The organism is Spirillospora sp. CA-142024 (assembly GCF_050942325.1).
Lineage (GTDB): Bacteria > Actinomycetota > Actinomycetes > Streptosporangiales > Streptosporangiaceae > Spirillospora.
The window spans coordinates 5,438,422-5,464,872 of sequence record NZ_CP192077.1; the positions used below are offsets into that span (position 1 = coordinate 5,438,422).

Here is a 26,451-nt window from a genome sequence, read left to right on the forward strand (position 1 = left end):
AACGGTTATGCCCGAGGGTATGCCGGGTTTGTGGGCTCGACCTTGATGTCCTCATTCACGAGCTCGCTCGGGAGCTCAAACCGCGGGCGGATCAGCTGGCTGATGTGGTGGTGCAGAGCCTGCGCAGCGACCTCCCCGAGGTGTGCGCGCAAGGTGGCCTGTGGTGAGTGGTCACGCTGCGCGTACCAGCGCAGGGCGGCGGCTCGGGCACCTGGGGGCCTAGGCCGGCGCACCGGGTCAGCACTACCTCACGAACAGGGTCGAGGGTGATCACCTGGGCCTGGTAGGCGGCGTACTCGGCCAGGCGGGGGTGCCAGCGGCGGGGCCACAGCCAGCAGGTCGAAGTCGATCACCACGTCACCAGGACGTGCGTGCGTGGCCACATAGATGGTCTTGCCTGAGATTTGCGGGCCGATGATCAAATAGTGGGCTCACCGTCGCCCGTGCGATCCTCGACCAGCTGCCCAACGAGCCCGTTGTGTCCCTGGGCGACTCGACCCGCCAGCCGCATGGGCCCCGTCCGATCGCGCAGGTCCGGGCGTTCGCGCTGGAGATGCTGGAAGAGCTGGTTCGCCGAGGGCGTCAGGATGCTGGTGATCGCGTGCAACAGCCCAGCCCGGCGATGCTGCGGGACGCCCTGGTCACCACCCGGGCCACCGTGACCAGCCGGGCCTACGAGGACGCCTTCGTCACCGCTCCGCACATCGAGCTGGTCTCCGCTCCATGCCCCCTCGGCTGCACCCACTACCCACTGCTAACCGGTGTGATCTCGCATGTCGTCGGATACGGGGTCACACTGGTGCCACGGCTCGCAGGGCCTCACCGGAAACGGCGACGGCCCCCTGTTGGCGCAGGGAGCCGTCTGGAACCGAACCCGAATCCCCTCTGGAGACCGAGTCCATGTCGAGCGTACGCCGGAACGACCACGAGCAGCAGCCCGGCCCTGGCCAGCCTCTTGTCAGCCCCCGTGGGTTACTGATCATCGCGATCGGTGTGGGTGCGGGTATCGCGGTTGCCGTGAAGCCCGAGCTCGCGGTGCCGATCGGGGTGGGCGTGGCGGTGGTGACGTTGCTGATTGTGATCGTCGGATCGTGACGTCCAGCTGAGCAGCACAGGGCTCCGGAGCGGCAGATGTCGACAGCGGCCCAGTGTGGCGGTCACCGGCCACGGGCCCCGGCTCACTTCCCGGCTCATCTGGAAGGCTCCAGGCTCGGGTCTTGATACCGGGCCGATCGCCGCGGTGGTGGGCGCCGGGCAGGACCGGCTGCACAGGCACCGCGCTTTGCGGAACGCACCGTGTGCCGGCCTTGTCACATGACGCAGTCTTGTCCGCCGGGCCGCCCGTCGCCGTGCCGCCGGAGGCCGGATCAGCGGGCGGTGAAGAAGATGCCGTCGTCGCGGTCGTCCTCAGGCGCGCTCCAGGGGCTTACCGAGCCGACGCCGAGCATGGTCGAGGTGCCGGGCACGTTGGCCATGCGGCCGAAGACCCCGTCGGTCTCCGGGACGGTGGGACGCGGAACGGCGGTCCACGTGCCGCCGCGGTAGTTCACCAGCGTTTCAACGCCGCCCTTCACCCAGAACCCGCCGGAACCGTCGGGTGCCAGGTTCGACAGGTCGAACCGGTAGTCCGGCGTTGCGACCCTGCGCCATGCCGAACCGTTCCAGTGCAGGACCACCGGACGGAACTGCTCGTCGTCCCCGTCCAGCCAGCTGACGGTGCCCACAGCCCACACGTTGTTCGCCGACAGGGCCATGACGTCGTTGAGGGTGGCACTCGCGCCCGCGGGCACGGGGATCTGCGGCAGCGCGGCGGCCTTCCAGGCCGAGCCGTTCCAGCGCAGCATGCGCGGAAGGCCGTCCACGGTGGTGCCGACGGCCCAGCCGTTCTTGGCGGAGGTGAAGTGCATGGAGTACACCCGGTCGGCCGGCGCGGCGACGCTGCGCCACAGCTTGCCGTCCCAATGCCGCAGCGGCTGGGCGCTGGCTTGACCGTTGACCGCCAGCCAGACGTCGGAGGGCGAGAGGACATCGGCGTCCCAGAGCGTGACGTCGCCGTTCTCGACCACCGAGGCCCGCCACGAGGCCCCGTTCCATCGGAACGCCTTGAGCGCGCGATCGGACCGGATCTGCAGGCCGAACGCCCAGACGTTGGCCTCGGAGGAGCCGGCCACGCGGCTCAGACCCACGTCCACCTGTGCGGGGACGGGTGCCAGGTGCCAGCCAGTGCCGTCCCAGCGGTACACCAGCGGCCCGTCGGTGGCGGCATTCCAGGATCCGCCGACGGCCCAGCCGCTCCTGGCTCCGGTGAGGGCCAGATCGCTCAGGTTCTCGTTGCCGGGCAGGCCCGTCTGCGCGGTGACGCTCCACTTCTGCGGAGCCGCCGCCGCGACCGCCGTCCCGGCCATCGCGATGCTCGCCGCCGCCGTGACCGCTACCGTTCCTCGAAGCCTCATGGCCCTGCCTTCCGATCTGCTGGAGACCTTTATGAGGTGACGGAGCGCTCACGGTTCCGGTTTGCTTGCCCTTCGTGTCCTAATGTGGACAGCCGTAATGAGTGGCGCATGCGGCACGGGTAAGGAGCACGCATAGTGACCGTGATCATTGCTTGATGCGGGCATCCGGCCGGCCATGGCCTCCTCCAGCAGTTCGGCGAGGAAAGCCGGCAGATCAATGCGGGCGGGTGGCGGGCGGGCTCTTGGGCGGTCCGAGCCAGAGCCGGTCGCCGACCTCATGCAGAGGCCCGACGTCGGGCTCGATCATGATGTGCCCGTCGCCGGAACCGGATGCCCCTAACCCGAATGGCCGGGGTGGTGGTCACTCACTGCGCGAGCCACTCCCCCACCGTCAGCAGGCCACCGCACGGCCACTTCATCCTGACTATAGGCTCCGTAGATTGATGTCGTTTCCCGCGCTTCGCTGTCGTTCCCTGTCATTCTCTGCACGAGCTGTAATCACGTCCAAAGTCTCCTACTGCTGGAAGTGACAGCACGGCGACCGCAGGTAGGGAAGAATGGTCCCCGTGAAGACTCGGCGCGTACTGGTGGCCACGACGATCGCTGTGGCCATCGGAGTCCTCGTGCTCTCCTTCGCGATGAAGTGGGAGCAGGCCGACAAGCTACTGGCGGCGGTATCGGCTTTGGCCGGCGTGGTGAGCATCTCCGTCGCCGTGTGGCTCGCGCCCGATCGCACCGCCCACCCGACTGCCGGTCGAGATGCGGAGGCAGCCACGGCTGGAACTCTCCGCGACGTCGACATCGTCGGAGAGTGGCAGAAGATGACCGAGACCGGGCGCCACTTCACGCTCGTCCTAAAACCTGATGGGGACATCGCCGAATGGGACCCGTCCAGCGATGATCCCCCATGGCGCGGAAAGTGGACCGTGGGACCGGGTGGCGAACTCCAACTGTTTCTCGCCGGACGCATCACCACATTGCGTCCTTCCGGTGCCGGGTTCCACGGCCAAGAGAGGATCAAGCGCCGCCGACTCGGATTCGTTGTCGGCAAAGCTTGGGTGACCCTTCGACGGTCATAATCTCCGCCGGCGGCCGCCGCTGCGGAGCGCACCCGAATGGTCGGTCTCCGCGGATTGTCATCTCGGGTAGCCGGCTGAGTGGCAGGGCCTCTTCGGACGGGACGTATACAAGCGTGATCAGCGAGCCCGGCGTTCAGGATGGCCAGGTCGTAGCGGGCGACCATGCGCCGCCCGCGCTCTGCGAGATTCGGACCGCCCCGTCCCGTTACGGCTGGTCCCGGGTTATGAGCTGAGGCTGAACTCGTACGACCTGGGCGTGGACATCGAGCTCCACGATCCCGTCCAGCGGCTGCGATTCGAGCACCTCGAGGTGCGGACGGTTGTGGTGACCAGCGCAAGGAGAAGATCTTCTGTGCCGGGGCGAACATCCGGATGCTGGCGGCGTCGGCGCATGAGTGGAAGGTGAACTTCTGCAAGTTCCCCAACGAGACCCGCGCTGGCATGCGAGCACATCATGCTGGTGGACGACCGTTCCTCGGCGGTCTCCCTGCCCGAGCTCCCGCTACTGGTTGTGCTGCCGGGTACCGGCGGCCTGACACGGGTGTCGGACAAGCGCCACGTGCGCCGCGACCGCGCCGATTGATTGGGCCCGCAGATGCAGTTCTGAGACATGAAGCGCATGAGTTCGTGCAGCTCGTCCTGCCAACGGGCTCAGGCAAGACGCTTCGGGCTATCCATGCCATGCTGGCTTTTCTGCTGGGCAGGGCAGACGAGTTGTCGAGACGCCCGGTCCAGCGACATGGGGCTGCGGGCCGCGAGTCGACATGCACGGCTCAGCGCGGGTGCCACGGCGGTGGCGCCGCTCGCCAGCACTCCGTGCAGCGGCATGTGGCTGGGCGTGGCGTTGGGCACTCCGCTCCGTCCCGCCGACCAGCCCGCGGTCGTGCGTGCGGGGCACTCGTGCGGCGGCCTGGCCGCGCTCGTCCACAGATCTCGGACGGCATCGACGTCCAGGCGGCACCTGTCCGTAGCCGGTCAGGAGCCGGGCCGCCGGTCCTCGCGCTGTGCGGCGCCGGACTGCTGTTCGTCGGTGGCGGCCAAGGTGGCCAGGAGGTGAAGGCCGTCGGCGCTGGGGGTGCCGGGCGGTGCGGTGTACATCAGGAGGGTGAGGCCGGGGTCGGAGGCGAGAGTCATGGCCTCGAAGTTGAGCTCCAGGTCGCCGACGGCTGGGTGGTGGAGCTTCTTGATGCCGGTGCGGTGGTAGCGGACGTTGTGGTTGGCCCACCGCTGCCGGAAGGTCTCGCTGCGGGTGGACAGCTCTCCGATGAGCTCGGTCAGGTTCTTGTCGCAGGGGTTGCGGCCGGCCTCGGCGCGGAGCATCGCGGCGATGTCGTCGGCGGCCTTGTCCCAGTCGGTGAAGAACTCGGGGGCCGCGGGGTCGAGGTAGATGAACCGGGCGGTGTTGGCCGGGCGGCGCGGATCCGTCCGCTGTGCCAGGACGGGGGCGTACAGCGCCGCGGCCAGCCGGTTGGTGGCCAGGACGTCGTGACGGTCGTTGCGGATCCATGCCGGGGCGTCGGTGATCGCGTCCAGCATGTGCTGCAGCACGGGCCGTACCGGTTTGTTCGGCGTACGACGGCGTGCGGTCGGGGCGTGCCCTGCGTTCCGCCGGGCGAGGTCGAACAGGTGCTCGCGTTCGGCGTCATCGAGGTGGAGGGCGCGGGCGAGGTTGTCCAGGACGCTGTCGGACGCGCCGGACAGGTGGCCGCGTTCCAGGCGGACGTAGTAGTCGACCGAGACCCCGGCCAGCATGGCGACCTCTTCACGGCGCAGGCCTTTGACGCGCCGGTTGCCGCCGTAGGCGGGCAGCCCGGCCTGCTCGGGAGTGATGCGGGCGCGCCGGGAGGTCAGGAACTCCTTGATCTCGGTGCGGTCGTCCATGCCCTCACGGTATGCGAGGCCGTATCCGGGAAGCAGGTACTGGCATTACCTGGAACGACAGTCACTGCCGCCGCGCGGCGGAGAGGCGTTACCTGGAGTCGGGCCGCCTTGACGGTTCCGCCCGTTCGGCCGGCGATCGGCCGGACAGGGCTGTGACCAGCAATACGCATTTCCGAAGGAGATTCGCCGTATGCGAGCGACGTTCATGTACGGGGCCGGGGACGTCCGTGTCGAGACGGTGCCGGACCCGGTGCTCCGGCAGCCGACCGACGCCCTGGTGCGCGTGGTGACTTCATGCATCTGCGGCTCGGACCTGCATCCCTACCATTCGATGCCGGCCGGTGAGACCAGGCCGATGGGTCACGAGTTCATCGGCGTGGTCGAGGAGACCGGGTCGCAGGTCTCGACCGTGAAGCGGGGCGACCTGGTGATCGCGCCGTTCGCCTGGTCGGACGGCACATGTGAGTTCTGCCGCGAGGGGCTGCAGACCTCCTGTCTGCACGGCGGTTTCTGGGCCAGGGACGGGATCGGCGGCGGCCAGGCCGAGGCGGTCCGGGTGCCGCTCGCGGACGGGACCCTGGTGAAGGCTCCCGTCGGCGAGGACTCCGACCTGCTGCCTGGGCTGCTGACCTTGTCGGACGTCTACGGGACCGGCTTCCACGCCGCCAAGTGCGCGAACGTGGGCCCCGGCGACGCGGTGGTGGTGGTCGGCGACGGAGCCGTCGGTCTGATGGCCGTCCTGTCGGCCAGCCGCCTCGGCGCCGAGCAGATCATCCTGATGGGACGGCACAAGGACCGCACCGACCTGGGTCGCGAGTTCGGCGCCACGGACGTGGTGGCCGAGCGGGGCGAGGAAGGCATCGCCAAGGTCCGTGAGCTGACCGGCGGCCGCGGCGCCCGCAAGGTGTTGGAAGCCGTCGGCCATCTGCCCGCTTACGAGCAGGCGATCGGCGTGGTCCGACCCGGCGGGGTGGTCTCGCGGGTCGGGGTGCCGCAGTACGACACCGCCCCGGTCGGCTTCACGAGCCTGTTCGGCCCGAACATCACCCTGACCGGCGGCCCCGCCCCGGCGCGCGCCTACATCGAGCAGCTCATGCCGGCCGTCCTGGACGGCACCGTGCAGCCCGGCAAGGTCTTCGACCGCGCCATCGGCCTGGAACAGACCCCGGACGGCTATCGCGCGATGGACGACCGTGAGGCCCTCAAGGTTCTCATCCGCCTCTGACCCGGCCTCGCACCACCCCGGGACCGGCTCCCGCCGTCCCGCACGACAAGGGAGAAGATCATGAAGCATGTGACGCTCGGCGGCCTCACCGTCGGCCGGATCGGCCTGGGCATGATGGGCATGTCCTTCGCCTACGGCGGCGCGGGCAGCGACGACGCCGAATCGATCCGCACGATCCACCGGGCCCTCGACCTCGGCGTCACGATGATCGACACCGCCGAGGTGTACGGCCCGTACACCAACGAGGAACTCCTCGGGCAGGCGCTCAAGGGCGGCCACCGCGACCGGGTCGTGGTCGCCACCAAGTTCGGCATGATCTCCCACACCGGCCGCGACGGCCTCGACAGCAGTCCCGCCAACGTCCGCAAGGCCGTCGAAGGATCGCTGCGCCGCCTGGACATCGACCACATCGACCTGTACTACCAGCACCGCGTCGACCCGCAGACCCCGATCGAGGACACCGTCGGCGCTCTCTCCGACCTCGTCACCGAAGGCAAGATCGCCCATATCGGGCTGTCGGAGGCCGGGGCCGCCACGATCCGCCGGGCCCACGCCGTCCATCCGATCACCGCGTTCCAGACCGAGTACTCGCTGTGGACCCGCGACCCCGAGCCGGAGATCCTGCCCGTCCTGCGGGAACTCGGCATCGGCCTGGTCGCCTACTCCCCGCTCGGCCGCGGTTGGCTCACCGGCGCGATCACCGCCGACACCCGATTCGAGTCCACCGACTTCCGCGCCTCCAACCCGCGATTCACCGGCGCGAACTTCGACCACAACCTCCAGCTCGCCCACCAGGTCAAGCAGATCGCCGCCGACGCCGGAGCCACTCCCGCCCAGGTCGCGCTCGCCTGGCTGCTGACCCGCGGCGACGACATCGTCCCCATCCCCGGCACCAAGCGCGTCGTCCGGCTGGAGGAGAACACGGCCGCGGACGCCCTCGTCCTCACCACCGAGCAGACCGCCCGCCTCGACGCCCTCGCTGAGGCCGCCGGAGACCACCACAACGAAGCCCAGATGAAGATGATCGGGCTGTGACCCGGCCTTTGCCCTACCGCGGGTAGCTCCGGCGGTAGGGCAGGGACCAGAACGCCTCGACTACGGGATCACGGAAGGCAGGACCATGGCCGGCTGGAGCATCGACGAGTTGTCCGTCATCGACCGCACCGACGAACTCCGACTGCGGTCGATGCGTGCCGACGGCAGCCTGCGCGACCCCGTCACCATGTGGGTCGTCCGCAACGGCGACGACCTGTACGTCCGGCCCGTCAAGGGGCGCAGCGGCTGGTACCAGGGCACCCGCTCCCGCCGTCAGGGCCAGATCGCCTCCGGGGGCGTCACCAAGGACGTCACCTTCGTCGACGCCGACGGCGATCCCGCTCTCAACGCCGCCCTCGATCAGGCCTACCGGAGCAAGTACGCCTCCTACGCCGACAGCATCGTCGGCCACGTCACCAACGACCAGGCCCGCGGCGCCACCCTCAAACTCCAGCCCCGCTGAGCCGCCCGTCTCATTGCCGGTATCCGCCTGGACCTCGAACCAGAGCCTCGCCTCGCCGGCGTACGAGTAGGTTGGGCCTCCACCTGCGCCGGCAACCGCGGCTTGAGCCTGGGCTGAACGGCGGGCCTTATGTCAGGCCCGCCGCGACCAGACCGGCCAGGAACGAGGCGGCGTTGGCGGCCAGGGCCGCGTGCAGCAGCGGCCGCCGCGGCCCGCCCAGCAGCGCCCCCAGCAGGGCGGCCTCGACGAGCCAGGCGGCGATCTCGACGGGAAGCAGAACGATCTCGTATCCTTCCCAGAACTCGGCTGCCACGCCCAGCGTCCACCAGACGAGCGGATGGGTGACCAGGTTGACCCCGGTGGCGAGCGCGAACACCACCGGGGCCCGCGCCGCCCGCATGACGCGCAGGGCGGCCAGGTAGATCGGCAGTTCGACCGCGAGGGTCAGGGTGAGCGCGGCCGGATAGCCGGTCATGGGGCGGAGGAGGCGGCCATGGCAACCGAGGCGCTGCCGTCGGCGCGGCCGGTGCCCCACGCGACGCCGGGCACGCTCGTCGCGGTCTTCGGTGTCGTGGCGACCGTTGCGCTGGTGACGGCGCTGCGGCTGCCCGCCACGGTGACGGTCGTCGGCCTGGCCATGTTCGGCATTCTGCACAACGTGCTGGAGTTGCGCTACGTGTCGGGCCGGTTCGGCGCGATCCTCACCGGGCGGTTCCTGGGGCTGCTGCTCGTCCTGATCACCGGCATCATGCTGTGCCGCCTGGTGCCGATGCTGTCGTGGTCGGCCCCGGCCGAGATCCTGCTCGGCTATCTCGTCCTGGCCGTGGGCTGCTGGTGGGGGCTGCGCCGCCCGCTGCCGCGGGCGGCGGCACTGGCGGCCCTGGGATGTGCCGCTGTGGGCTCCCTGACGTTCCCCGCCTACCATTTCGTGTTCCTGGCGCATCTGCACAACCTGGTGCCGCTGTTCTTCCTGTGGGAGTGGGCCCGCGACCTGGAGCGGGGGCGGGCCGCGTTCCGCGCGACGCAACTGGCGTGGGTGCTGCTGGTCCCCGCGCTGATCCTGGCCGGGACGTTCGACCCGTGGATCGGCGGCGACCGCGACGGCGCGGTGGCCGCCTTCGCGGGCGGTGGCGAGCGTCTGCTGTCGGCCTACGCCCCGCCCGCCTGGCTCGACACCGCGCTGGCTCTGCGCCTGCTGGTGGTCTTCGCGTTCCTGCAGACGATGCACTACGTGGTCTGGGTGTGGTTCATGCCACGCCACGCGCGTGCGGCCACGGAGTGTTTCGAGAGGCGGGCCGGGGCGCTGCGGGGCCGCCGCGCCTGGCTGCTCGGCGCGGCGGGCGCGGCGCTGCTGGCGGTGCTGTTCGCGTCCGACTACGCGGGCGGCAAGACCCTCTATGGCGCCGTCGCGAGCTACCACGCGTATCTGGAGTTCCCCGTCCTGCTGGCCCTGCTGGCGGGCGGCGGCCCGACGAAGGAGCAGACGTGATCACAGTCCTGGCGGACGTGCAACGCGAGCAGCCCGGCGGCTCGCCGCAGTGGCTCATCCTCGTCGCCGGAGCGGCAGCCCTCGTGGCCCTGGGCACGGCCGTCGTCCTCATCCTCCGGAACCGGCGCCGCTGAGGATGGACTTGCATGATCCGCTGCGTCCGACGTGACGGTCCGACAGGCTTGGGTCGGCGGCGCGCAGAATGGCGGCATGACAGAACACAACGCTGATTACACGCGCGCTCTGAACAACGCCGAGAAGGTCCTTGGTTTCAGCCTGGCGCCGTATGTCGATCCAAGGCCGACGGAACCCGCCAACGCCTACGACTTCACCCGGATCGCGACCGAACACGCCTTCAATGACGCATGGACTCGCAGCGAGCACCTCGACCTCCGCACCCGCGCCCTCATCTCGGTCACCATCACGGCGAGCCTGGGCATCCTCGAGCCGCTCCGGGGCCAGCTGCGCATCGCTCTGCACAACGGCGTGACCAAAGAGGAGATCGTCGAAGCCTTCATCCAGATGGCCGTCTACGCGGGCGTGGCTCGCGCGTTCGACAGCTACGCCGTGGCACGCGAGGTCTTCGCCGAACACAACGAAGCGGACTCGCCTCACAAGAACTGAGAACTGCCCGGTGGCACCTGTACGACGTGACCGCAACGGCACATATGTCCGGACGCCCGCCTGGTGCAGTGCCCGTGGGCTCTCGGCCGTGCCGAACCCGGGTCTTCGTGCCCGGAGGAGTCAGCAGGCGGTGGCCCGGGGGGTGAGTGCCGGGGTCTGGAGGGAGGCGGCGAGGGATTCGATCAGGGTGGTGAGGCGGGTGAGCCCGGCGTCGAGCGACGAGGCGGCGAGGCACTCGACGAGGGCGGTGCCGACGATGACGCCGTCGGCCAGGGGCGCGACTCCGGCGGCGTGGGCGGGGGTGGAGATGCCGAAGCCCACGCAGACGGAGGTGGTCGTGACCCGGCGCACCCGGTTGACGAGGTTCTTCGCCTGGGCGATGTCCACCTCGCCGGAGCCGGTGAGACCGAGACGGCCCGCCGCGTAGACGAAGCCGGTGCAGGCCGAGGCGATACGGGAGATCCGCTCGTCGGAAGCGTCCGGGGGGACGACGAGGATCCGGGCGAGCCCGTGCGCGTCGGTGCTCGCCGTCCATTCCGCCGCCTTGCCGCTTGGCAGATCCGGGACGATCACCCCGCAGCCTCCCGCGACGGCGAGATCGCGCGCGAACCGCTCGGCCCCATACCGCTCCACGGGGTTCCAGTACGTCATGCAGACCACGGGGACTTCCGCCGAGGCGAGGGCCTTCACGGCGGTGAACAGGTCGGCGATCCGGGTCCCGCCCCGCAGCGCGCTCTCGGTGGCCTGCCTGATCACAGGGCCGTCCATGATCGGATCATGGTGGGGGAGGCCGATCTCGACGATGTCCACACCGGCCCCGACCATGGTGAGCATGGCCTCGATCGAGGCCGGCACGCTGGGATAGCCGATCGGCAGATAGCCGATCAGCGCCGGCCGGCCCCGCTCCCGGTTTGCGGCGAGAACGCCCTCCAGCCGTGCGCGACCGTCCTGCTCGTTCATCCGCCATCCCCTCCTGCGCCGGGCTCGCGGCCCCACCAGTAGTCGATCTTGGACATACTGCGGGGTCCGAACCGCTTCCGGAAGGGGTTCCGCATTAACAATTGTTGCGTTCGGTGAACTTTCACCTCCGACTCGTGGTCACCGGGATGGGTCCGCCGGGTTCCGAGCACCCGCACAAGACCGGTCTGCCGCCGTCTCAGAGGGCGGCGTCTACGGGGGGTGGTTTACGAGTTTCCGCAGGTGAAGAGCGTGGCGTCGTGACGTGAGACGGGGCGGGATGTGCCCCAACCCGGGTTTTCGGGTTCTACAGGCCGAACCGGTCGGCGCGGAAGGGGGCGAGCCTGGCCGGGCGGCGGCCTTCGGTGACGTACTCCGCCATGGCGCTGCCCGTCACCGGCGCGAGCGTGATCCCGAGCATCCCGTGCCCGGTGGCGACATAGGCGTTGGCCATGCCGGGGACGCGGTCGAGCACGGGCAGGCCGTCGGGCAGCATGGGACGCCCGCCGACCCAGGGATCGTGGATGAGCCCCATCAGTTCGTCGGACGAGTCGTACCAGGGCCCGAGGTAGTCGCGGCTGGCGCGCGCGATCGCCACGACGCGGCGCCAGTCGAGCCGCCGGTTGTTGCCGCTCAGCTCCATGGTTCCGGCGATCCGGGTCCTGCCGCCGATGGGAGACACCGCGACGTGCTTGTCGCCGAGGTACATCGGGTGCGCGGGGGCAGGGTCCAGTTCGACGGAGAAGCTGTAGCCCTTCCCCGCCTGCAGCGGCAGCCGCAGGCGGGGATCGAGCGCGCTCAGCAGCTCGGCGGACCACATCCCGGCGGCGACCACCACCGAGGAGCACTCGATGTCACCCTCGGCCGTGCGGACCGCCTCGACACGTCCGTTGCGGCGCAGGAACCCGTGCACGGTGGCGTGCTCGGAGATCGCGACGCCCTCCTTGCGGAGCCGCAGCGCCAGCGAGTCGACGAACGCGGCCGGGTCGACGACGCCTTCGCCCTCCACGAGATAGCCCGCGCTGACCGTGCCGCCCACCGCCGGATCGAGTTCGGCCAGCTCCGCGCCGGTCAACAGCCCGCCCGGAATCTCGTACCCCGTCCAGGCCATGGCGCGCTGCGTGGCGAGCACCTTGCGGGCCTCGTCGGCCGAGAGGAAGGCATGGAGCAGACCCGGACGCGTCAGTGTGGTGACGACCTCGGCGTCGGCGAGCTCCGCGAACCGGTCGAACGTCGCCTGCGCGAATCGGGCGACCGCCTCGTACCCGCGGTCGAAGGTGGAACGGGCGCAGGCGCGCTGGAACAGCACCAGCCAGCGCAGGAACGACGGGGTCGGCTGCGGCCGCAGGTACAGCGGCGAGTCGGGGCGGCCGATGGAGCGAGCCGCGTACCACGTCACCCCCGGCGCGGGCACCGGGGCCGAGTGGCTCAGGCACACCCAGCCGGCGTTGCCCCGCGAGGATCCCCCGCCGACGGGTCCGCGTTCGACGACGTGCACCTGTACGCCCCTGCGACGCAGGTGGAACGCGACGCACAGGCCGATCGCACCCCCGCCGATGACCACTACCGGGGCCGTACCGGCCCCGTGGCCCCCGCCGCCCGTCGACAACCCCGTCACCGCCCCGTTCCGCTCGCGGAGAGGAACGCCCGGGTCCGCGCCTGCTGCGGCTCGTCCAGGACCTGTTCGGGAGGGCCCTCCTCGATGACCCGCCCGCCGTCGATGAAGGTGACACGGTCGGAGACGTCCCGGGCGAACGGGACCTCGTGCGTGACGATCACCATCGTCATCCCCTCCTCGGCCAGGCCACGGATCACCTTCAGCACCTCCCGCGTCGACTCGGGGTCCAGCGCCGAGGTGGGCTCGTCGAACAGCAGCACCGACGGCCGCAGCGCGAGCGCGCGGGCGATCGCCACCCGCTGCTGTTCACCGCCCGACATCTGTTCGGGGAAGGCCAGCGCCCGATGCCCGACCCCGACGCGGCGCAACAGCCGCACGGCTGTCTCCAGGGCCTCATCCTCGCCGACGCCGGCCGACTTCATCTGCGCGAGCACGACGTTCTCGATCGCGGTCAGATGGGGGAACAGGTGGAAGCGCTGGAAGACCATCCCGACACGGCGGCGCAGCTGCGCGAGATCCGCGTAGACGCCCCTGCCGCGGGCGAAGACGGGCTGTCCGGCGACCTCGATCGTCCCCTGGTCGGGTCGTTCGAGCAGGTTGATGCAGCGCAGCAGCGTGCTCTTGCCGCCCCCGCTGCTGCCCAGGACGCTGACGATGTCGCCGGGCAGGACCTCCAGGTCCACCCCGTCCAGCACCAGCCGCCCGTCGAACGACTTGGACAGCCCGGCGACGTGCACCACCGCCCGGCCCGTGTCCGGCACCGCCGCCTCCCGCGACTTCTCCAGCTTCGTCATGAGTTCTCCGATGCGAGCAGGGCGCGGGCCTTGCGCAGCCGGCGCCGCCGGCCAAGGGTCATGGGGGCGCCGGCGCGCACCCGGCGTTCCAGCCACAGCAGCGCCTGGGACAGCGGATAGCACAGCGCGAAGTAGACGGCGGCGATCACCATGTACACCTCGAGTGCACGGAACGTGTCAGAGGTGATCAGCTGAGCCTGTGTCATCAGCTCCGCCGCCGAGATCGTCACCAGCAGTGAGGTCGACTTGAGCAGGTCGACCAGGAAGGTGTTCGTGCCCGGCAGCGCCAGCCGCAGGGCCTGCGGGAACACCACGTGGACGAGCGTGCCGAGGCCGTTCATGCCGAGGGCGTGGGCGCTCTCCCGCTGCCCGTCGTGCACCCCGGCCAGGGCGGCCCGGAAGATCTCCGAGAGGTAGGCGGCATAGAAGACCACCAGGCTCAGCGCGCCCGCCTGCAGCGTGCTCAGCTTCAGCCCGACCGAGGTGAGCCCGAAGTAGGTGATGAAGATGATCGCCAGCAGTGGGACGTTCTTGAAGATCTCGGTGTAGAGGGCGGAAAGGAGGCGGACGATCCGCAGGCGGTTCAGCCGCATCAGGGCCAGTACCAGCCCGAGCGCGGCCGCCCCCGCGAATCCGAGCACGGTGTACTCCAGCGTGCGGAGCAGCCCTTGCCAGAGGGGGTCGGAGTAGTCGGACCATGGGACCTGGAACATGTCGGACTTCCGTTTCGTCGGTGTGGTGTCCAGATCACAGCGAGGGCGGACGCCAGCCGGCGGGCCGGTCGACGCCCTGACGCTCGGCCGCCATCCACGGCGACGCCTTGAGGAACTGCTCCGGATCGCCGCCGTACTTCTTGACCAGCGCGGCCATCGACCCGTCGGCGTACATCTCCCGGATGCCCGCGGAGACGGCCTGTTCGAGCTTCGGTTCCTGCTTGGGGATGTAGAAGCTCGTCATGTACGGGCGCAGGTACTCCAAGGCGGCGTTCTGCTTGACCTGCGCGTCCGTCGGCGGCGTCAGGTACCGCGTGGTGAACTTCAGGTCCGGCCGCTTCTGCTGCGTGTAGATGATCAGCAGCGGATCGAGGAAGCCGACGGAGATGCGGCCCGCGCCCAGGTCGTTGAAGACGCCGTTGGCGTTCGGGTACGTGTGGAGCTTGGCCCCGGGGACGGCCTGGATCGACTTGACCCACACGTACCCGGTGACCGTGCCCATCGACAGCCCCTTGAGATTCTCGACCGTCGGGTACTGCGCGTTCCCCCGCACCGCCATCGCGGGGGGTGAATAGTACGGCGGATCGGTGAACAGCCCCTGGGCCTGCCGTTCCTTGGTCCACGCGATGCCGCCGATGGTGATGTCGGCGCGTCGCGACTGGACGCTGCCGAGCATCCCGGTGAAGTCGGTGACCCGCGGCTTCAACTTCAGCTTCAGCTTGGCCGCCACGTGCTGGAGGATCTCGCTGTCTATCCCGACGAGCTTGTCGCCCCTGGTGGCCGTGTACGGCATGTAGGGCTGGACCGCCACCGTCAACTCACCGGGCTTGAGGGTGTTGTAGGCATTGGCGGCGTCCGCCGATGCTCCGTCGTCTCCTGCTCCGCACGCGGCGGACGCCAGCACGGCCAGTGCCGCGCCCGCCGCCGCCGTCCGGCGATTTCTCCACACCATCGGATCTCGGCCTCTTCTCCTGCTCGCGCCCCGAACCCGCCTCGTCGATTGCCGTTCACGGTAAGGAGCGGTGCGGCACCGAGTCATTGGACGAATCGCCCGAACTTAGCTGATTCTTCCTGCGGTTTCGCCGTACGATCCGTACAGCCCGCACGATCGCCGCGACGCACGGGAGGCGCCATGGCCGACGAAGACGGCGCTCCAGGGCCCGCCGTCCTCACCTCGGCGCTGGCTCAGGGCATCGCGGGCGACACCAGCACGATCATCGGCTACAACGTCCTGATCACCGACCGGGACGGCATGGTCATCGGCAGCGGGGACACCAGCCGGATCGGCTCGTTCCACGAGGCGTCGGTGCAGGTCATGCGTACACAGCAGGCGGCCGCGCATTCGGCGGGGCAGGCCCGCCTGCTCCGCGGGGTGCGGCCCGGCGTCACCCTCCCGATCGTCATCGACGGCGACGCCGTCGGGACCGTCGGCATCACCGGGTCACCGGCCCAGGTCAAGCGGTTCGGCCAGGTCGTCAAGCGGCAGACCGAGATCCTCCTCCAGGAGTCGCTGCTCCTGCGGTTCCGCCTGCTGCGGGAGCGCGCGGTCGAGGACCTGCTCCGCGAGATCGCGCACTTCGACCCGGACGTCGTGGCCGCCGCGGACCTCGTCGCCCGTGCCGCCGAGCTCGGCTACGACCTGTGCTCGGCGCGCGTCGCGGTCCTCGCCGACATCGGCTCCGGGCACCGGGTCGACGACATGCTGCGCGCGGTGCCGCTGCGCGTGATCCGCGAGACGTTCACCGACTCGCGGGATCTGGTCGCGGCGGTGGCGCCGGGCCGCCTGGCCGTGTTCCACCAGACCCGGGACCGGCCGGTCCGCGGCCTGCTCCCCGCCTGCCGGACGATCGCGGACGAACTGTCCCGCAGACTGTCGGCCCCCGTGCGGATCGGGGTCGGCACGGCCGCGTCCTCGGTCGCCGAGCTGCGCGACTCCTACGACGACGCCACGGCCGCGCTCCGCTTCGGTCCGCTCGCGCAGCCGGGGACCGACGTCCATCTGATCGAGGATCTGCGGATCCACCGGCTGATCGCCGCGGTCGCCCCGCGCGCCAGGGCACGGTTCACCGAGTCCCTGCTCCCGGACCTGCGCTCCCGTCCGGACTGGCCGGTGCTCCGCCGCACGATCACGGCCTGGTGCGAGAGCGGGTTCAGCCTGGTGCGCACAGCGGACACGCTCAACATCCACCGCAACACCCTGATCTACCGGTTGCACAAAATAGCCGAGCTGTCCGGCCACTCCCCCCGCGACCGCCGGGCCGAACTGGCCCTCTACCTGGCCTGCATAGCCGACCAGATGGAGGCCGGCCCCTGACCCCGACGGAGTCCTCGACACCGTTCGTGGTGCGACCACGTTGGCCACCCTCGATGGGGTGGGCATGTGCGGTCGCCGTGTCCGGCGGACGGTGCGTCGGCGGCGTCCACGTCGCCACCTCGCAGTACATGGCCCGCCGGGGTCCCGGCGGGCCATGCACTGGGTCGGTCAGCCGTCGGTCTCCGGCGACGGCAGGTAGCGGCCGGGCACCTCGTCCGGGGTGAGGATCTTCTGCTCACCCGGGTAGGGCGTGGACCAGTTGTGCGACTGGTACCAGGTGAAGTGGTCCATGAGCGCGGGGTTGGCGCGGTCCGGAACCGTGGTCGACCCGTTCTGGTTCTGCTTCTTCAGCCAGGCGGTCCAGGCATCGGCGATCTGCTGTCTGCCGGCGGGCACGGTCGACGCCGCGGTCCGCGTGGCTCCCGCCGGGGTGTCGTTGCCGCAGGCCGGCGGGGTGGCCAGGCCGTCGGTGAGCGGGACCTGGTTGGGCAGCGCCTTGAACGGCCTGAAGTCGGGCTTGGTGGTGAAGGCCCGGCTCATGGGGGTGGCGGCGCTGTCCTTCTGGTTCATCGGCCGGATCCCGAGGATCTGCTCGATGGTGCGGATCATGGTGATCTGCGTGTAGTAGTGGCTGTCCACGGTGCCGTGCCCGGCCCACGGGCTGATGATCTGCACCGGACCGCGTGCGCCGTCGACGTGGTCGACGCCGTTCTGGGTGTCGTCCTGGATCACGAAGATGGCGGAGTCCTTCCACCACTTGCTGTGCGAGATGGTCTCGACGATCCTGCCGACGGCCAGGTCGTTGTCGGCGACCTGGGCGACCGAGTTCGGCGCCCCGCCGGTGTGGTCGCTGGAGAGCCAGAACATGTTGAGGTCGGCCGGGCCGTTGGCCTGGAAGTGACGCTTCCAGATCTCGTACCGGTAGATGTCGGGGATGTTGGTGTCGTACTTCGGGTAGTCGTGCACCGTGATGTCGTTGAGCGACGGGATCGGCGACTGGGTGTCGGTCTTCAGGGTGGTGTTCTGGCCGGTCACGGCCATGTTCCGCGCGTCGCAGTAGAAACTCTGCCAGGTCGCGCCGGCGGGTTTGGTCAGGAACTGGGTGAACTCCCCGAAGTTGAGGGCCGACCTGCCGGCGGCCCGGGCACCGGTCCACAGGAAACCGGAGCGCTGGTGCCCCAGTGCGTCGTCCTCGGTGTCATAGCTGCGCTGGTACAGGCCGGCGCCGGACTCGGTGTACTCCGGGTTGTCGGCCTGCATCAGCCAGTTGTGCCCCTCGGCGGAGTTGGTGCCGATGGCGTAGGTGTTGTCGTAAAGGCCGAACTGGCGAACGAGAGCGTGCTGGTTCGGGGTGACCTTCTTGCCGAACTGCGCCAGTGCCGGGTCGCCGTTGCCGCGCGGGTCGTCGCCGAAGAGCTGGTCGTAGGTGCGGTTCTCCTTGACCACCAGGAAGACGTGCTTGATGGTGGACGGGTCACCCAGGCGCTTCGGGATCGGCACGGCGTGCGGGGACTTGCCCTCGGCTCGCTTGACGTCGTTCTTGCCCCAGCCGTTCTGCGCGAAGACCGTGGCCGTGGACTTGGCGATCACCGAGTCGTCCGGCAGCTTGAACCGGAGCAGCGTGCCTGTCGAGTCGTGGGTGTTGTGGCCGGTGGCCGGTGTGGTGCCGGTCCCCTTGTCGATCGTGCGTGTCGGGCCGCGCTCGCCGATGCCGCGGGTGTTGGTGACGACCACCTCGTCGCCGACGGTCGTGACCTCCTCCGGGTAGTAGTCCGTCGGGAGCAGGCCGACGTAGCCGACCGGCGCCTGCGGTCCGGTGTAGCGGTAGACGGCGACCGCGTTCGCCCGGCCGAGGGTGACCAGCAGGTGGCCGTCCTTGGTCAGGGTCACACCGTTCGGGGCGTAGCCGACGTCGGACTGCGGCCAGGGCCGGGTGGCGATCGTCTGGACGACCTTGTCCTTGGACGTGTCGATGACCGAGACCTGGTCGTCGAACGTGTCGGTGACGAAGAGCGCGCCGCGGGCGGCATGCATCGCGGTCGGGTGCAGGCCGACCTTGATGGAGGTGACCGAAGCGTCCGGGTCGGCGACGTTGATCACGCTGACGGTCCCGGTGGTCGTCGCGCCCGTGACCGGGTCGGCCGGGACCTGGGTGCCGTAGGAGTTCATCGTCGGCTCGCCGGACTTGGCCGGGCGGCCGCCCTCGTTGCTGACGTAGAGCTTGCCGCCGACCAGCGCCAGTCCGCGCGGGGCGGTGCCCACGGTCCAGCTTCGCTGGACCGCACCGGTCGCGGCGTCCATGGCCACGACGCGGTTCTGGCCGTTGACGGCGGCGAAGAGGGTCTTGCCGTCCGCGGAGAAGACCGCCTGCGCCGGCAGCGCCTTCTGCGCGCCCTGCGCGGCGATCTTGACGAACGCCGGGGTGCCGAGGGTGCCGTCGGCGTTCACGGGGAAGCGGTTGAAGCCGTCGATCTGCGGCAGCCACAGGGTCTTGCCGTCCGGCGAGTAGGCCGGCCCTTCCTGCCCGACGTTGTCGCTGGCGATGCGCACACCGGCGGACTTGTCGGTCCCGGCCTGCTGCAGCACCTTGTAGGTCTTCAGGTCGACGATGGTCAGGGCGATCGACCGGTCGTTGGTGAGCCCCGCGAGGTAGCGGCCGTCCGGGCTGACCGTCGAGGCGAGCAGCTTGCCGTTGTCGACGAGAAGGCGGTCACCGATCGGCTTGATGATCTGGTCGCCGGCGAGTTGCAGGCCGTCCTTGGTGGTGGAGCCGACGCGGTTGCGGCCGAACACGTCGGTGGAGGCGTAGGCGACGCCTCCGCTGGTGATGGCGACGGCCGCGGTGCCGGCCGCCACCAGGCGGACCCGGCGGCCGGTGCGCAGACCGAAGAGCCCGGTACGGGCCTTCGCGACGCGCTGGCGAGTGACATGCATTCCTTACTCCTCCGGAGCACTTGCGAGCAGGTCGACGTGCCCGTCGAACTGCCACAGGGGGTTGGGTGCGTCCCCGGTCGGGGTGCGGATCTGGAAGTAGCCGTTGACCTCCTTCGGCCCGTCACCGTCGGCGACGTACCGCCCGTTCGCGGTGACGTCGAGCTGGTAGACGGCGGTGCCCACGGCGGTCGCGCCGGGCATGTGCCAGGACACGACGCACCGCCAGTCGTTGCCCGGTCCCTGATCGGCGACCCGCGAGCCTCCCTTGTCGCAGGACGCCCTGGCCTGCAACCGGACCTCGGTGACGTCGGGCCGATGGAGCTCCCGCGCCTGAAGCCGGTAGAGGTGGCCGTACACCGTCGCGAGCGAGTGCTCCAGCTTGGTCCGCTCGACCCCGGAGCCGTCGGCCGGCGTCGCGCCGGTGACCACCGCGAAGGTGAGGGCGACCAGGCCGGCCAGCGGCAGCACCCCCGCGGTGAGGACACGCCGGCCCGACCCGTCGTAGGCCAGGTCGGTGAAGTCGCGGCGCAGGAACAGGCGGTAGGCCAGCGCGGTGGCGACGACCGTCCACGCCAGGCTCACCCCAAGGCCGATGAGAAGAGGACCCGTCTGCGCGGGGCTGGTGAAGAGCCCGCGCCAGGCGAGGAAGGCGTGGCTCGGTAGCGCCAGCCGCACCGCCGCCGGCAGCGGAAGCAGTTGTGCGAGCTGCAGCGCGAAGGCGAGGAGCGCCGGCATCAGCAGCCCCATCGGGGAACGGCCGAGGGCCACCGATCCGAGAAGGCCGACCGCGGCGAACGCCAGTGTCGGTGCCAGCACGCAGGCCCACGCCAGGAGGACCGTGCCGGCCGCGTCGGCCGGGGCGAGGAGATGGCCGTCCAGGCCGGTGAGCGGCCGGTCGCCGACCGCGGCCAGGCCGCCGGCGATGCTCGATCCGGCCAGCCCGGCCACCAGCAGGACGAGCACGCTGAGGCCGGCGACGCCCTTCGCCACGAAGATCCGCTTCGGCGAGCGGACCGCCATGAGGAGGTGGCGCCAGGTGCCCAGCCTGTCCTCGGCCGCGAAGACGTCGCCGGCGACCAGCGCCGTCAGCAGCGGGAGCGCCCAGGTGCACGAGAAGTCCAGCACGACCAGCGACCCCGCCCAGCCCGTCGCGTGCATCCAGCGGCCGAAGACCGTGTCGGTGGGCAGCATGCTCTGCAGGCTCACCACCGCCACGTAGCCTGCTGGACCGATCCAGCAGGCGAGCAGGAGCAACCGTATCGGCCACTGCGAGAGCAGCTTGACCAGCTCGAACCTGTAGACGCGCGGCACCGGTGCCGGCCGGGCCTCCATCTGGGGTGGTGCGAGCGTCATGCCACGTCCTCCTCGTCGGTACGCCCGGTCCCGGTCAGGGCCAGGAACGCGGCTTCGAGCGGCGCCACCACGGGCGCCAGCTCCCGCACCGCCACGCCGGCCTGCACCAGCCGCGCCACCAGGTCCTCGATGACCGGCACAGGTCCGCGGACCACGAGTCCGACCGTGTCTTCCGGCTCGACGCCGTCGCGACGGGGCAGGACGCGGAGCCCCGGCATGTCCAGCGCCACCCGGCGGGCGGCCGCCGGATCGGAGACCAGCAACCGGTAGTCGAGCTCGCCGCTCTCGGCGGCGAGCTTGCTCACCGCCCCCGAGAAGACGACCCGCCCGGTGGCGAGGACGGTGACCTCGGAGCACAGCGCGGCCAGGTCGTCCATGCGGTGGCTGGACAGGACCACCGCGGTCCCGTCCGCGGCGAGCCGGGTGATGACGCGGTGCACGTGGCGCTTGCCTGCGGGGTCCAGCCCGTTGGCCGGCTCGTCGAGCACGAGGAGCCGGGGTGCGGTGAGCAGCGCGGCGGCCAGCCCGAGCCGCTGGCGCATGCCCAGTGAGAAACCCCGGATGCGGTCGTCGGCGACGTCGGTGAGCCCGACCTGCTCCAGTGCGTCACCGACGGTGGCGGCACGGCCGGCGTCGTGCCCGCGCAGCGCGGCCAGGGCCATGAGGTTCTGCCGCGCGGTGAGCGACGGATAGAGCCCGGGGCCGTCCACGAAGCCCGCGACACCGCCGGGGACGGCGAGCGTCCGCCCGACCGGCGTACCCAGGATCTCAAGCCGGCCGCCGTCCGCGACCGCCAGGCCAAGCAGCAGACCGAGGAGCGTCGTCTTGCCCGCGCCGTTCGGGCCGACCAGACCGTGGACCTGCCCACGGCCCACATCGATGTCGACGTGGTCGAGCGCGACCACATCGCCGAAGGATTTGCTGATCCCGCGACCCCGGACCGCCGGGCTCCTCTGCATGTCGGCCTCCCTGGCTCGCTCTCCGGCAAGAGGAAGCTAGAGATCGCGGTTGACCTTGAGAGATCGCGCAGCCGAACGTTGGGCGAATGCAACTGATCAGCCGTGAGATGGGACGGCCGCGGGTGACCGACTCCCCGCTGAAAGTCAGGGCAGGCGATCGCGGCGTCTGTTCCGCCCTGGGGGCCTGATGGCGGTCACGGGCCCAGGCCTGGACAATGTCGGGATGATCCGCTCCCGGCTTGGTATATGGATCGCCGCCGTCGTCCTCCCGATGTCCACCGCAGGGGTCTCCTGCTCTGGTGTCTCGCCGCGGCTGCCGTCCCGTGAGGGCCCGCCCGCGGCCTGGTCCCTGTCCGTGCCGACCGGCGAGAGCACCACGGCGATCGTCGGGCGTGTCGCGGTGATCGCCAACGACCGGGCCGTCCTTGGCGTCGACCCCGGGTCGGGCCGAGAGTTGTGGCGGGTGCCCTCCGGTGAGGACGACGAGGTCGACGTGGCGGGCGCCCTGATCGTCCACCGGCAGAAGACCTCCACGGCCGACACGGTCCGGTTCACCGTCATCGACCCGGCGAACGGCAGGACGCTCTGGCAGGACGGCCCGGTCGGGAAGGTACAGGCCACGCAGGACTCCGTCCTCACCACCGTCTGCGGCGAAGGGGACAGCTGCAAGATCACCCGAAGGGATCTGCGCACCGGGAAGGTCCAATGGAGGCTTCAGGGCGACGACGTGTGGTTGGCGAACGCGTGGATCGGGGTGCGCCGGCCGCTCGTCCCGGACACCGGCCGGCTCTTCGCCTCCCGGCGCGGCGACGGCCGGCCCCTGCCACCGGCCGGAATCGAGAGATCCGACACGGCCGGCTGGTACACGGTGGTGGTCGGGCGGACGCTGATCACCACCGACCACGATCCTGAGTCCGGCGATGAGAACTGCACGGTCACCATCTCCGCACGGCAGGCGGGGACCGCCCACCACATGTGGACCCGGAAGGTCTATTCAGGCCAGAAAGCCGACGGTGAATGCGAGAGGCGGCTCGCGCCGTCCAGCACCGGCCTCGACCTGATCGGCGACGGCCACCGGATCGCGGCGTCCACCGACACCGGCAGGCCGCAGGTCTTCGATCTGGCCTCGGGACGGACGATCTGGCGCGGCGACGCTCCGGGCATCCCGATCGACGGTGACGGGCACACGCTCCTGGTCCGCGAGCTCGCCGACACTGGCGCCCTTACCTCGATGGACTTCGCCACCGGCCGCGTCCTGTGGAAGGCACCCGATCCCGGTCTATCGGGAGAATCCGCCAGTTGGCAGACCGCCGTCACGCAGCGACGCATCGCCGTCAGCGGAGCCGAGGACGACCATCCGTTCGTCCTCGTCTACGACGCCGCCACAGGCCGTCGCCTCGGCCGCTTCCCAGGATGGCTGGAAGGGCTCGGGAACGACTGGGTCGCGATAGGCCACGACGCCAAGGTCAACACGCTCACCTATGACTTCATCCGCGTCTGAAGATCGGAACATCCGCGTAGAGATCAATGCACGTCGCGCTCAGCCCTTCAGGCCCGAATGGGCCAAGCCCTCGATGAACTGGCGCTGAGCCAGGACGAACACCACCAGGATCGGCAGGGTCGACATCGTCGCCGCAGCCAGTTGGACGTTCCACATCGGCCCGCCGTAGGCGTCCACGAACTGGGTGAGCGCCTGCGGCAGGGTGAACATGTCCTTCGAGGACAGGAACACCACAGGCTCCAGGTAGAGGTTCCAGGAGTGCAGGAAGGTGAAGATCGCCACAGCGCCGAGGGCGGGTCTGGCCAGGGGCAGCGCGACCCGGTAGAAGGTCCCGAAGCGGCCGAGGCCGTCCACCCGGGCGGCGTCCTCCAGTTCGTCGGGCAGGCCGATGAAGAACTGCCGCATGATGAAGGTCGCCAGCACGCTCGGGGCTCCCAGCACCGGCACGAGGATCAGCGGCCAGTGGGTGTCGACCATCCCCGCCTTCTGGAACATCTGGAACAGCGGGACGATCGTCACCTCGCTCGGGATCAGCAGCCCTGTCAGGACCACCACGAACAGGACGTTCTGCCCGGGGAACCGGATCCGCGCGAAGGCGTATCCGGCCATCGCCGACACGACCATGGTCCCCGTTGTGACGATCAGCGCGATGTACAGGCTGTTGAAGTACTGCCGAGCGAACGGCTGGAGCTCGGACGCCTGCCGGTACGCCGTGAGATCGAACCGGCCGGGCAGCAGCGACGAGGGGAACGCGAACACGTCCGCGGCCGGCTGGAACGAGGCGGTGACCATCCACCAGGTCGGGAAGACGAACGGCACGCACAGCAGGCACATCAGCCCGTACAGGGACAGTCTCGTTCTACGACTCATGGAAGACCCACCTCCGCCGCATCCGCCACTGCAGGAGGGTAAGCGCGGCGACGATCGCGAACAGCAGGACCGACAGGGTGGCCCCGTACCCGAAGTGGTGGAACTGGAATGCCTGCTGATACAGGTAGTAGACGAGCACGGTCGTCGACGTCCCCGGCCCGCCCTGGGTGAGCACCGCGATCTGCGCGAACACCTGCAGCGACCCCACGACGGTGATGATCGAGGTCAGCAGTACGGTCGGGCTGATCAGCGGCAGAGTGATCCGCCGGAACCTGGTCCACGCCCCGGCCCCGTCCAGCTCGGCGGCCTCGTACAGCTGCCGCGGGACGCCCTGGAGCGCCGAGAGGAACAGCACCATGTTGAGCCCCACGTTCTTGAGCACCTGGACGACCACGACCGACGCCATCGCGGTCGACTCCCCGCGCAGCCAGTTCGGCCCGGTCACCCCGACCGCGTCGAGCAGCCCGTTGACCCCGCCGTTGGACTGGAGCAGGAACTGCCAGACGATCGTCCAGGCGACCAGCGAGACCACGACCGGCGAGAAGAACAGGGTCCGGAAGAGGACCGTCCCGCGCAGCCGCTGGTTGAGCAGCACGGCCAGCGCCAGCGCGAGGGTCAGGTTGAGCACGACGATCCCGATCGAGAACAGCACGGTCGCGCCGAGCACCGACCGCAGCTTCGGGTCGTCCACGAGCCTGCTGTAGTTCTCGCCGCCGGTGAACTCGAACGTCCCGGCCAGCACGTTCCACTCGTGGAGGCTGTACCAGAACACCAGCCCGAGCGGCACGAGCACGAACAGCACCGTGCCGATGAGCTGGGGCGCGGCCATCAGGTAGCCGACGAGGTTGTCGCGGCGCCGGATCGTCCAGTAGGAGCCCCGGGGGGCGGCCTCGGCCGCCGCCGCCCGGGTCCGCAGCTCGGTCGCGGCCATCACGATCCCAGCAGTGGCTGGATCTTCGTGCAGACCCCGTCGAGCACCGACTTCACGTTCGCGCCGGGCGTCCACAGCGGGTCGAGCGCCGCCCGGACGGTCTGCGCCAGCTCCGCCTGCCCGGTGTGGCTCGGCTTGACGACGCCCTTGCCGATCCCCGCCACGACGACCTTGTCGAGCTGGCCGGGCTTGAGAAGCGGGTTGCTCTTGGCCAGGGTCTCGGTGTTGAGCTGCGAGGAGCGCGGCGGCGGGAAGTAGGCCGCGAGCTTGGCCGAGTTGGCCTGGTTGGTGAAGAAGGCGAGGAAGTCGGCGGCCGCGGCGGCGTTCCTGGACTTCTTCAGCACGCCGAGCCCGCCCTGGCCGATCACGAAGTAGTCTCCCTTCGGCCCGGACGGGAGCGGGACCAGATCCCAGCCGAACTTCGCGTCCTTCAGCAGCGACGCGCGGGAGATCTGGGTGATCGTCATGGCGGCGTCGCCGGTGAAGAAGTCGACCGTGGTGCCGGGGCCCGGCACCGCCTTGTCGGTGAAGATCGCCTTGTGGAGGAAGGTCATCGCCCCGGTCATCTCCGGGCTGTTGAATCCGCAGGTCTTCCCGTCCTCGCTCCAGGCGCGGGCGCCCCAGCCCGTCCAGACCGAGGCGAGGTTGTCCCAGTTCTTGTAGTCGAAGTCGCGGATGACGAGCCCGTTGCCCCCCTTCGCGGCGACGGCGGCGTTGACGGCCTCGACCTTGTCCCAGGTCCACTCGCCCGACTTGATCAGTTCCTGCGGGGACTTCTGCCCGGCCTTCTTGAGCGCGTCGGTGTTGACGAACACGCCGAACGGCGAGGTGGAGAACGGGTAGGCGTACAGTTCGCCGTCCTTCTTCCAAAGTTTCGTCGTGGACGGCACCAGCTCCGCGCCGTTCTCGACCTTCGAGTTGAGCGGGGCGAGCGCGCCGGACGCCACGAAGTCGGGTGCCGAGCTCTCCAGGATCCAGGCCAGGTCGGGGGCGTTCCCCCCGGCCAGCTGAGTGGTCAGGGTGGTGGTGTAGGACTCGACCGGGATCGGATCGAACTTGATCTCGGTGATGTCCGGGTGGGTCTTCTTGTATTCGGCGGCGATGTCGTTGAAGAGCTTCAGGTGTGCCTCGTTGGAGGTCCAGATCGTCATGCGCAGCGCATGCGAGTCCTTGCCGTCCGAGGAGCCGCCGCATGCGGCGGTGGTGGCGAGCAGCGCCGCGACGGCGGCGAGGGCGCGGAGTTTCATGGGGTGGGGGT

Annotated in this window: 25 protein-coding genes; 11 read left to right on the top strand and 14 right to left on the bottom strand. The window is 69.9% G+C overall.

Going from position 1 to position 26,451, the window contains the following annotated elements:
* The first annotated feature begins 900 nt into the window (after window positions 1-900).
* Window positions 901-1,095 carry a hypothetical protein gene (locus ACQPZP_RS26115; RefSeq protein WP_433472353.1) on the top strand — a complete coding sequence of 65 codons (195 nt, stop codon included), beginning with the start codon at window positions 901-903 and terminating at the stop codon, window positions 1,093-1,095.
* 272 nt (window positions 1,096-1,367) lie between these two features.
* Here ACQPZP_RS26115 and ACQPZP_RS26120 read toward each other — a convergent pair whose 3' ends face one another.
* On the bottom strand, window positions 1,368-2,453 hold the full coding sequence (locus ACQPZP_RS26120) for a hypothetical protein (protein WP_433472354.1): 1,086 nt from the start codon (window positions 2,451-2,453) through the stop codon (window positions 1,368-1,370).
* 566 nt (window positions 2,454-3,019) lie between these two features.
* Between ACQPZP_RS26120 and ACQPZP_RS26125 the strand changes: the two genes are divergently transcribed.
* On the top strand, window positions 3,020-3,532 hold the full coding sequence (locus ACQPZP_RS26125; RefSeq protein WP_433472355.1) for a hypothetical protein: 513 nt from the start codon (window positions 3,020-3,022) through the stop codon (window positions 3,530-3,532).
* 454 nt (window positions 3,533-3,986) lie between these two features.
* The gene (locus tag ACQPZP_RS26130; protein WP_433472356.1) at window positions 3,987-4,115 is read left to right on the top strand and encodes a hypothetical protein; all 129 of its coding nucleotides are present in this window, start codon (window positions 3,987-3,989) and stop codon (window positions 4,113-4,115) included.
* A 392-nt stretch (window positions 4,116-4,507) separates the two neighbouring features.
* Here the strand turns inward: ACQPZP_RS26130 and ACQPZP_RS26135 are convergent, their stop codons facing one another.
* A complete protein-coding gene (locus ACQPZP_RS26135; RefSeq protein ID WP_433472357.1) occupies window positions 4,508-5,413 on the bottom strand; it encodes a helix-turn-helix domain-containing protein in 906 nt (301 codons plus the stop codon).
* A gap of 190 nt (window positions 5,414-5,603) precedes the next feature.
* Here ACQPZP_RS26135 and ACQPZP_RS26140 point away from each other — a divergent pair, with 190 nt between their 5' ends.
* From ACQPZP_RS26140 to ACQPZP_RS26150, 3 genes are all read left to right on the top strand, one after another.
* Window positions 5,604-6,638, top strand: coding sequence for an alcohol dehydrogenase catalytic domain-containing protein (locus ACQPZP_RS26140; protein ID WP_433472358.1), 1,035 nt, complete (start codon window positions 5,604-5,606; stop codon window positions 6,636-6,638).
* Between the two features lie 60 nt (window positions 6,639-6,698).
* A complete protein-coding gene (locus ACQPZP_RS26145; protein ID WP_433472359.1) occupies window positions 6,699-7,673 on the top strand; it encodes an aldo/keto reductase in 975 nt (324 codons plus the stop codon).
* Between the two features lie 85 nt (window positions 7,674-7,758).
* Window positions 7,759-8,136 (top strand): DUF2255 family protein, encoded by a 378-nt coding sequence (locus tag ACQPZP_RS26150; protein ID WP_433472360.1) that lies wholly within the window; start codon window positions 7,759-7,761, stop codon window positions 8,134-8,136.
* A 127-nt stretch (window positions 8,137-8,263) separates the two neighbouring features.
* Here the strand turns inward: ACQPZP_RS26150 and ACQPZP_RS26155 are convergent, their stop codons facing one another.
* The gene (locus tag ACQPZP_RS26155; RefSeq protein WP_433472361.1) at window positions 8,264-8,611 is read right to left on the bottom strand and encodes a hypothetical protein; all 348 of its coding nucleotides are present in this window, start codon (window positions 8,609-8,611) and stop codon (window positions 8,264-8,266) included.
* 18 nt (window positions 8,612-8,629) lie between these two features.
* Here ACQPZP_RS26155 and ACQPZP_RS26160 point away from each other — a divergent pair, with 18 nt between their 5' ends.
* The 3 genes from ACQPZP_RS26160 (at window position 8,630) to ACQPZP_RS26170 (ending at window position 10,249) form a co-directional block, all read left to right on the top strand.
* Complete coding sequence (locus ACQPZP_RS26160) at window positions 8,630-9,625, top strand: hypothetical protein (RefSeq protein WP_433472362.1); 996 nt, start codon at window positions 8,630-8,632, stop codon at window positions 9,623-9,625.
* Window positions 9,622-9,759 carry a hypothetical protein gene (locus tag ACQPZP_RS26165; protein ID WP_433461984.1) on the top strand — a complete coding sequence of 46 codons (138 nt, stop codon included), beginning with the start codon at window positions 9,622-9,624 and terminating at the stop codon, window positions 9,757-9,759. Before ACQPZP_RS26160 ends, ACQPZP_RS26165 begins: the two co-directional genes overlap by 4 nt.
* A 76-nt stretch (window positions 9,760-9,835) precedes the next feature.
* Window positions 9,836-10,249, top strand: coding sequence for a carboxymuconolactone decarboxylase family protein (locus ACQPZP_RS26170; protein WP_433472363.1), 414 nt, complete (start codon window positions 9,836-9,838; stop codon window positions 10,247-10,249).
* Window positions 10,250-10,369: 120 nt separating this feature from the next.
* Here ACQPZP_RS26170 and trpA read toward each other — a convergent pair whose 3' ends face one another.
* From trpA to ACQPZP_RS26195, 5 genes are all read right to left on the bottom strand, one after another.
* On the bottom strand, window positions 10,370-11,209 hold the full coding sequence (gene trpA, locus ACQPZP_RS26175) for a tryptophan synthase subunit alpha (RefSeq protein ID WP_433472364.1): 840 nt from the start codon (window positions 11,207-11,209) through the stop codon (window positions 10,370-10,372).
* 304 nt (window positions 11,210-11,513) lie between these two features.
* Window positions 11,514-12,770: an NAD(P)/FAD-dependent oxidoreductase gene (locus tag ACQPZP_RS26180; RefSeq protein ID WP_433472365.1), complete on the bottom strand. Its 1,257-nt coding sequence runs from the start codon at window positions 12,768-12,770 to the stop codon at window positions 11,514-11,516.
* A gap of 50 nt (window positions 12,771-12,820) precedes the next feature.
* Window positions 12,821-13,618 (bottom strand): amino acid ABC transporter ATP-binding protein, encoded by a 798-nt coding sequence (locus ACQPZP_RS26185; protein WP_433472366.1) that lies wholly within the window; start codon window positions 13,616-13,618, stop codon window positions 12,821-12,823.
* Entirely contained in the window at window positions 13,615-14,331 is a 717-nt protein-coding gene (locus ACQPZP_RS26190) for an amino acid ABC transporter permease (RefSeq protein WP_433472367.1), read from the bottom strand. The genes ACQPZP_RS26185 and ACQPZP_RS26190 overlap by 4 nt, the downstream gene beginning before the upstream one ends.
* 34 nt (window positions 14,332-14,365) lie before the next feature.
* Entirely contained in the window at window positions 14,366-15,283 is a 918-nt protein-coding gene (locus ACQPZP_RS26195; RefSeq protein ID WP_433472368.1) for a substrate-binding periplasmic protein, read from the bottom strand.
* 180 nt (window positions 15,284-15,463) lie between these two features.
* Between ACQPZP_RS26195 and ACQPZP_RS26200 the strand changes: the two genes are divergently transcribed.
* Complete coding sequence (locus tag ACQPZP_RS26200; protein WP_433472369.1) at window positions 15,464-16,645, top strand: CdaR family transcriptional regulator; 1,182 nt, start codon at window positions 15,464-15,466, stop codon at window positions 16,643-16,645.
* A 168-nt stretch (window positions 16,646-16,813) separates the two neighbouring features.
* Here the strand turns inward: ACQPZP_RS26200 and ACQPZP_RS26205 are convergent, their stop codons facing one another.
* From ACQPZP_RS26205 to ACQPZP_RS26215, 3 genes are read right to left on the bottom strand one after another with little or no spacing between them, the layout of a single operon-like run.
* A complete protein-coding gene (locus tag ACQPZP_RS26205; protein WP_433472370.1) occupies window positions 16,814-19,579 on the bottom strand; it encodes a hypothetical protein in 2,766 nt (921 codons plus the stop codon).
* Between the two features lie 3 nt (window positions 19,580-19,582).
* Entirely contained in the window at window positions 19,583-20,932 is a 1,350-nt protein-coding gene (locus ACQPZP_RS26210) for an ABC transporter permease (RefSeq protein WP_433472371.1), read from the bottom strand.
* On the bottom strand, window positions 20,929-21,891 hold the full coding sequence (locus ACQPZP_RS26215; RefSeq protein WP_433472372.1) for an ABC transporter ATP-binding protein: 963 nt from the start codon (window positions 21,889-21,891) through the stop codon (window positions 20,929-20,931). Before ACQPZP_RS26215 ends, ACQPZP_RS26210 begins: the two co-directional genes overlap by 4 nt.
* Before the next feature lie 223 nt (window positions 21,892-22,114).
* Between ACQPZP_RS26215 and ACQPZP_RS26220 the strand changes: the two genes are divergently transcribed.
* Window positions 22,115-23,392: a PQQ-binding-like beta-propeller repeat protein gene (locus tag ACQPZP_RS26220; RefSeq protein WP_433472373.1), complete on the top strand. Its 1,278-nt coding sequence runs from the start codon at window positions 22,115-22,117 to the stop codon at window positions 23,390-23,392.
* Between the two features lie 39 nt (window positions 23,393-23,431).
* Here the strand turns inward: ACQPZP_RS26220 and ACQPZP_RS26225 are convergent, their stop codons facing one another.
* From ACQPZP_RS26225 to ACQPZP_RS26235, 3 genes are read right to left on the bottom strand one after another with little or no spacing between them, the layout of a single operon-like run.
* Window positions 23,432-24,262 carry a carbohydrate ABC transporter permease gene (locus ACQPZP_RS26225; RefSeq protein WP_433472374.1) on the bottom strand — a complete coding sequence of 277 codons (831 nt, stop codon included), beginning with the start codon at window positions 24,260-24,262 and terminating at the stop codon, window positions 23,432-23,434.
* Window positions 24,252-25,193: a carbohydrate ABC transporter permease gene (locus tag ACQPZP_RS26230; protein ID WP_433472375.1), complete on the bottom strand. Its 942-nt coding sequence runs from the start codon at window positions 25,191-25,193 to the stop codon at window positions 24,252-24,254. The genes ACQPZP_RS26225 and ACQPZP_RS26230 overlap by 11 nt, the downstream gene beginning before the upstream one ends.
* Window positions 25,193-26,440, bottom strand: a complete 1,248-nt coding sequence (locus ACQPZP_RS26235) for an extracellular solute-binding protein (protein WP_433472376.1) — start codon at window positions 26,438-26,440, stop codon at window positions 25,193-25,195. The genes ACQPZP_RS26230 and ACQPZP_RS26235 overlap by 1 nt, the downstream gene beginning before the upstream one ends.
* Window positions 26,441-26,451 lie beyond the last annotated feature (11 nt).

Bases quoted from the DNA above. Each gene is read 5' to 3' on its own strand.
- ACQPZP_RS26115 (WP_433472353.1), top strand. From the start codon at position 901: ATGTCGAGCGTACGCCGGAACGACCACGAGCAGCAGCCCGGCCCTGGC.
- ACQPZP_RS26120 (WP_433472354.1), bottom strand. From the start codon at position 2,453: ATGAGGCTTCGAGGAACGGTAGCGGTCACGGCGGCGGCGAGCATCGCG.
- ACQPZP_RS26130 (WP_433472356.1), top strand. From the start codon at position 3,987: ATGCTGGTGGACGACCGTTCCTCGGCGGTCTCCCTGCCCGAGCTCCCG.
- ACQPZP_RS26135 (WP_433472357.1), bottom strand. From the start codon at position 5,413: ATGGACGACCGCACCGAGATCAAGGAGTTCCTGACCTCCCGGCGCGCC.
- ACQPZP_RS26140 (WP_433472358.1), top strand. From the start codon at position 5,604: ATGCGAGCGACGTTCATGTACGGGGCCGGGGACGTCCGTGTCGAGACG.
- ACQPZP_RS26145 (WP_433472359.1), top strand. From the start codon at position 6,699: ATGAAGCATGTGACGCTCGGCGGCCTCACCGTCGGCCGGATCGGCCTG.
- ACQPZP_RS26150 (WP_433472360.1), top strand. From the start codon at position 7,759: ATGGCCGGCTGGAGCATCGACGAGTTGTCCGTCATCGACCGCACCGAC.
- ACQPZP_RS26155 (WP_433472361.1), bottom strand. From the start codon at position 8,611: ATGACCGGCTATCCGGCCGCGCTCACCCTGACCCTCGCGGTCGAACTG.
- ACQPZP_RS26160 (WP_433472362.1), top strand. From the start codon at position 8,630: ATGGCAACCGAGGCGCTGCCGTCGGCGCGGCCGGTGCCCCACGCGACG.
- ACQPZP_RS26170 (WP_433472363.1), top strand. From the start codon at position 9,836: ATGACAGAACACAACGCTGATTACACGCGCGCTCTGAACAACGCCGAG.
- trpA (WP_433472364.1), bottom strand. From the start codon at position 11,209: ATGAACGAGCAGGACGGTCGCGCACGGCTGGAGGGCGTTCTCGCCGCA.
- ACQPZP_RS26185 (WP_433472366.1), bottom strand. From the start codon at position 13,618: ATGACGAAGCTGGAGAAGTCGCGGGAGGCGGCGGTGCCGGACACGGGC.
- ACQPZP_RS26190 (WP_433472367.1), bottom strand. From the start codon at position 14,331: ATGTTCCAGGTCCCATGGTCCGACTACTCCGACCCCCTCTGGCAAGGG.
- ACQPZP_RS26195 (WP_433472368.1), bottom strand. From the start codon at position 15,283: ATGGTGTGGAGAAATCGCCGGACGGCGGCGGCGGGCGCGGCACTGGCC.
- ACQPZP_RS26200 (WP_433472369.1), top strand. From the start codon at position 15,464: ATGGCCGACGAAGACGGCGCTCCAGGGCCCGCCGTCCTCACCTCGGCG.
- ACQPZP_RS26205 (WP_433472370.1), bottom strand. From the start codon at position 19,579: ATGCATGTCACTCGCCAGCGCGTCGCGAAGGCCCGTACCGGGCTCTTC.
- ACQPZP_RS26210 (WP_433472371.1), bottom strand. From the start codon at position 20,932: ATGACGCTCGCACCACCCCAGATGGAGGCCCGGCCGGCACCGGTGCCG.
- ACQPZP_RS26215 (WP_433472372.1), bottom strand. From the start codon at position 21,891: ATGCAGAGGAGCCCGGCGGTCCGGGGTCGCGGGATCAGCAAATCCTTC.
- ACQPZP_RS26220 (WP_433472373.1), top strand. From the start codon at position 22,115: ATGATCCGCTCCCGGCTTGGTATATGGATCGCCGCCGTCGTCCTCCCG.
- ACQPZP_RS26225 (WP_433472374.1), bottom strand. From the start codon at position 24,262: ATGAGTCGTAGAACGAGACTGTCCCTGTACGGGCTGATGTGCCTGCTG.
- ACQPZP_RS26230 (WP_433472375.1), bottom strand. From the start codon at position 25,193: ATGGCCGCGACCGAGCTGCGGACCCGGGCGGCGGCGGCCGAGGCCGCC.
- ACQPZP_RS26235 (WP_433472376.1), bottom strand. From the start codon at position 26,440: ATGAAACTCCGCGCCCTCGCCGCCGTCGCGGCGCTGCTCGCCACCACC.